Origin of the sequence: Okeania hirsuta (assembly GCF_003838195.1) — a bacterium.
GTDB classification, from domain to species: Bacteria; Cyanobacteriota; Cyanobacteriia; order Cyanobacteriales; family Microcoleaceae; genus Okeania; species Okeania hirsuta.
The window spans coordinates 1-4,763 of sequence record NZ_RCBY01000375.1 but is presented as its reverse complement, the minus strand read 5'-3'; the positions used below and the strand labels follow the sequence as shown (position 1 = coordinate 4,763).

The window sequence follows — 4,763 nt, the reverse complement described above, 5'->3', positions numbered from 1 at the left end:
CATTTAGCGATCGCTCTCAAAAATGCTGGTGCTGATGCTGTATTAATTGCCAGTAACCCTTTATCTACTCAAGATGATGTAGCTGCTAGTCTGGTAGTAGATTATGGTATTTCTGTGTTTGCCATGAAAGGAGAGGATGCAGAAACTTATCTGCGTCACGTTGAAATTGCTTTAGACCACAGACCTAATATTATTATTGATGATGGTAGCGACGTAGTAGCAACCATGGTCAAAGAGAGACAAAGTCAACTTAGCGACCTCATTGGTACTACAGAAGAAACTACTACAGGTATTGTTCGTCTAAAAGCAATGTTCAATGATGGGGTGTTGACTTTCCCTGCTATGAACGTTAACGATGCGGACACCAAACATTTCTTTGATAACCGTTACGGTACAGGTCAATCTACTTTAGATGGTATCATCCGTGCTACTAATGTTTTATTAGCTGGTAAAACTACTGTTGTTGTAGGTTACGGATGGTGTGGTAAAGGTGCAGCTCTCCGCGCTAGAGGTTTAGGTGCAAATGTAATTGTAACTGAAGTAGATCCAGTTCGCGCTATTGAAGCTATCATGGATGGTTTTAGGGTGATGCCAATGGCGGAAGCTGCTCCTATAGCGGATCTATTTATTACTGTTACTGGTAATAAGCACGTTATTCGTGGCGAACATTTCGATGTGATGAAGGATGGAGCGATCGTTTGTAACTCCGGTCACTTTGATATTGAAATTGACCTAGAAACTTTGGGTAAAAATGCTACTGATATCAAGACAGTTAGACCTTTCACTCAACAGTACACACTCAAGAATGGTAAGTCTGTAATTGTATTAGGTGAAGGTCGTTTAATTAACTTAGCTGCTGCTGAAGGTCATCCTAGTGCAGTTATGGATATGAGTTTTGCTAACCAAGCATTAGCTTGTGAATATTTAGTTACAAATAAAGGTAAATTAGAACCAGGTTTACACTCTATTCCTGTAGAAGTTGATAAAGAAATTGCTCGTTTGAAATTACAAGCAATGGGTATTGGTATTGATACTTTGACTCCAGAACAAATCGAGTATATGAATTCCTGGACTGTTGGTACCTAATTGATTTTTTAAGGAATAAGAATCTAGTTTAATCTAATTTACTATTCCTTTGTGATTTTTAGTTTTATTTTGCTTGAAATAACCCCGGTAGAATCTTGGTAAAAGATCCATAATTTTATCTGGGTTTTTTATATTTGTAGAATGCTATTTTCTATATTAGAAGCTTGTAATATCATGTCCGGTTAAATAGTTATAAATAATAAGGGAGGAGTCATTTCAGTTATCAGTTATCAGTACCTCCTACTGTTTGCGCAGCATTCCGCAGGAAAGCAGGAGGCTTGAAATACGGAGTTCTCTTTCTCTTGGTCGACTAGATATGGCGAGGAGACCCGTTCTTACAGACCCGCTCCGAAGATCGCCATCTCTCGACCACTTTTTCATCCCATTAAAAGGGCAAGCTTGAGACCTTATTTTTTGGTCAGAACTCAGGAGTCAGAACTCAGGAGGGAAGAAAGAATAAAGAGGAGGAAAAGGAGAAAGTTTTTTTGATCACTAATTATCCGGAGACGATATAATTAGTGATAAATAATAAGGGAGGAGTTAGAACTAAGGAGGGAAGAAAAGAGAATTTTAAGGTATAATATCAAATCAGTTTAATTCGGTATAAAAAAATGTTCCATCCTCAGCGCCATTGCCAAATCTTTCTTGAGATCCCCATCTTCCCACACTACCCACACTCTTTATTTAATTACACCAATACTATCGAATTTGATATAAGAAGGAGAAAGTTTTTTTATCTCTAATTATCCGAACATGATATAAGTCAATCTCTTATGGTTACTATCAAATCTTCTAATCATATATTCCTTGAAAGTTTTGTACTTTTAACTTAGTTCCATATTTAACTTTAAATAATATAAATTCGTGGCCAAATTATCTGTAGAATTACAACGATATTTTTTTGACGAAAAATGTGCTTCTAAAGTTACTTTGGGAGACATTATTGATTTAGCAGGAGAGAGAATTTTTGGCTTTTTATTCGTAATTTTGTCTCTACCTTCTGCTTTGCCTGTACCTGCTCCTGGTTATTCAATTCCATTTGGAATTTTATTACTTTTATTGGCAGTTCAACTAATAGTTGGTTCTAAAACTCCGTGGTTGCCTAAGAGTTGGTTAAATCATTCAATCTCTCTGGATAAAATACAAGGAATTTTGAAGTCTGGCATTCCTTGGTTACAGAAAATTGAGTTGATTTCTCGTCCTCGATTGAGTTATATTTGTACAAGTTTTGTTGGTAGAATTGTCATTGGTTGCGCGATCGCTGTGATGGCTATTTCGATGATGATTCCAATTCCGGGTACTAATACTTTACCGGCGATCGGGATTTTTGTTACTGGTTTTGGTTTGTTGGATGATGATGGTGTTATTAGTTTAGGTGGGTTGGTGCTTTGTGCAATGGGTGCAACTTTAAGTGGTCTAATTCTGCGTTTTGGTTATGAAGGTGTCAAGGGTGGAATTGAATTACTTAAAAATTCTTTAACTGGAGGTTAGGAAATTCAGTTCTCAGTTATCAGTACCTCCGGCTAAATTAGAAGGCTTGACAGCTTATTTCATAATTAGTGCGGGCATCTTGCCCGCGAATATTATACCTGATATACCTGACTGATATGCAAAAATTCGCTGTTCGCTGTACCTTTGAAATAGATGAAAAAATTTTTCAGCAAGGGGTTGATTTTAAATAAATTTGTGCTACTATTTGTACAATGGAAAAGGTGCGAGCATATAGAATCTATGTCCAGTAGCATAATTATTACCTCATTGTACACCTAAGCACCTAATTTATAATTTCCATTGAAATATAGTATTTTAATTCAATGGTCTGAAAAGGATAAAACCTATCAGTGTTGTTTAAAGAGGACTCCCATTATAATCTTTGATTTAACGGTGAGATGAATTTAAACCAGCAATTAATTGAGCGGTAGCGAATCCTTTAATTGAGCTTGAGGTCGTTTTGGCAAACTTTTGCAGTAATCTTGAATTATTTCAGACATTGATACTTGCATAATTTCTGCATAATACTCTAGTCTTTCTTTTTCATCATCAGTTAATCTTACTACAAAAATTTTTTTCCTAACCATTGACTGTATATACAATTTGCGTTACAGTATTAGTATATTTAGAAATATAAAATATTGTCAAGTGATAGCTTTAACTTATCAGTACAAACTTAGACCAAATCAACAACAAGAAGCAGAAATTAATCAGATTCTTGATGTATCTAGAATTGTGTATAATTATGCTTTAAGAGAGCGTAAAGACTGGTTAAGTTCAAAAAAGTCACCAATCAATAGTTGTTCAATTATTTCGGAATATATTATACCTGCTGACACTCCTTATCCTAGTTATAATAATCAAGCAAAAAGTCTAACCATAGCTAAGAAAACTAATCCTAAATTAAAGTCAGTTAATGCTCAAGTATTACAACAAACTTTAAAGACTTTAGATCAAGCATTTTCTGAGATGAAAAGTTTGGGTAAAGGCTTTCCTAGATTTAAGAAAAAGTTAAGAAGCTTTGTTTTTCCTGCAATGCTTAAAAATTGTTTAGGTTATACTAAAGTTAAATTACCTCAACTTGGTTGGATTAAAATTAGAAAAAGTAGACCTTATCCCGAAGCTATGACAGCTAAACAAGCTAGGATAGTTAAAAAAGCTAGTGGTTATTATTTGATGATTACTTTTACTTCCTCAGAATCAGTGCCAGATAATCCAGTAGGTAAAGTCTCATTAGGTGTAGATGCAGGTATAGAAAATTTTGTAGCTACTTCCACAGGACAATTAATTAAATCTCCTAAGTTTTTGTTAAGTCAACTACGCGAGCTTAAATTGCTGCAACGAAGACTTAAGAAGAAAACAATTAGGTCAAATAATTGGTTCAAATATCAAAATAAAATAGCTAAACTACATGAAAAAATAGCTAATACTAGACGTGATTGGCATTTTAAATTAGCTCATCAACTTTGCAATTTAGCTGATAATATTTTTGTAGAAGATATTAACTTTAATTCTTGGTCTAGAGGTATTGTCAGGAAGCAATCTTTAGATAGTGGCATAGGTCAGTTTATTAACGAAATCTTACCTTTTGTTTGTTGGAAACGAGGTAAATATTATGCAAAAGTTGATAAAAATCATACTTCTCAAGAATGTCCTGGATGTGGTCAGAGACAGAAAAAGAAATTGTCTGAAAGAAGTCACAATTGCAGCAGTTGTGGTTATCAAATAAATCGTGATATTGCTGCTGCAAAAGTAATTAGAAATAGAGGACTAATAGCGGTAGGACATACCGTTAACCAAAATGCTTGTGGAGACGTTCTGGCGGGGGTGCAACTCAGCTTGTTTGATTTGTTACCTAGTTAAGAGTTTGAAACAAGAATCTCCCGTTATAATCTTTGATTTAACGGGGGAGTGTCAAATTGCTAGTTTACCTGAATGGGGGAAGTACGCTCAAACTTACGGTGAATCTTATGATGAAGCGCTAGAAAATGCGAAGGAAGTTTTGGAAGACTTAGTATCTGCTTATGAAGAAATGGGAAAACCCTCAGGGGGAGACAAGCACCTCAAAAATATTGTCCCACAATAGTTTCAAGGATTATACCTCTGTATAAAATCTGGATTTTTCCTCAATATTGAAGAAGGAGACAGGAGACAGGAGACAGGAGACAGGAGGAAAATTACATGGG

5 protein-coding genes are annotated in these 4,763 nt (G+C 35.2%); 4 read left to right on the top strand and 1 reads right to left on the bottom strand.

The window, feature by feature from the left end; genetic code table 11:
- Both ahcY and D5R40_RS30405 read left to right on the top strand, forming a co-directional pair.
- Positions 1 to 1,086: adenosylhomocysteinase (gene ahcY, locus D5R40_RS30410; RefSeq protein ID WP_124155690.1), on the top strand; the 1,086-nt coding region annotated here is incomplete at its 5' end.
- Between the two features lie 864 nt (positions 1,087 to 1,950).
- On the top strand, positions 1,951 to 2,577 hold the full coding sequence (locus D5R40_RS30405) for an exopolysaccharide biosynthesis protein (protein ID WP_124155689.1): 627 nt from the start codon (positions 1,951 to 1,953) through the stop codon (positions 2,575 to 2,577).
- Positions 2,578 to 2,993: 416 nt separating this feature from the next.
- On the opposite strand, the gene D5R40_RS30400 is transcribed toward D5R40_RS30405, so the two are convergent.
- A complete protein-coding gene (locus D5R40_RS30400; protein WP_124142829.1) occupies positions 2,994 to 3,164 on the bottom strand; it encodes a DNA-binding protein in 171 nt (56 codons plus the stop codon).
- A 61-nt stretch (positions 3,165 to 3,225) separates the two neighbouring features.
- Between D5R40_RS30400 and D5R40_RS30395 the strand changes: the two genes are divergently transcribed.
- Positions 3,226 to 4,440, top strand: a complete 1,215-nt coding sequence (locus tag D5R40_RS30395; RefSeq protein WP_124142828.1) for an RNA-guided endonuclease InsQ/TnpB family protein — start codon at positions 3,226 to 3,228, stop codon at positions 4,438 to 4,440.
- A 4-nt stretch (positions 4,441 to 4,444) separates the two neighbouring features.
- Positions 4,445 to 4,663, top strand: a complete 219-nt coding sequence (locus D5R40_RS30390) for a type II toxin-antitoxin system HicB family antitoxin (protein WP_240038747.1) — start codon at positions 4,445 to 4,447, stop codon at positions 4,661 to 4,663.
- The last annotated feature ends 100 nt before the right edge of the window (positions 4,664 to 4,763 follow it).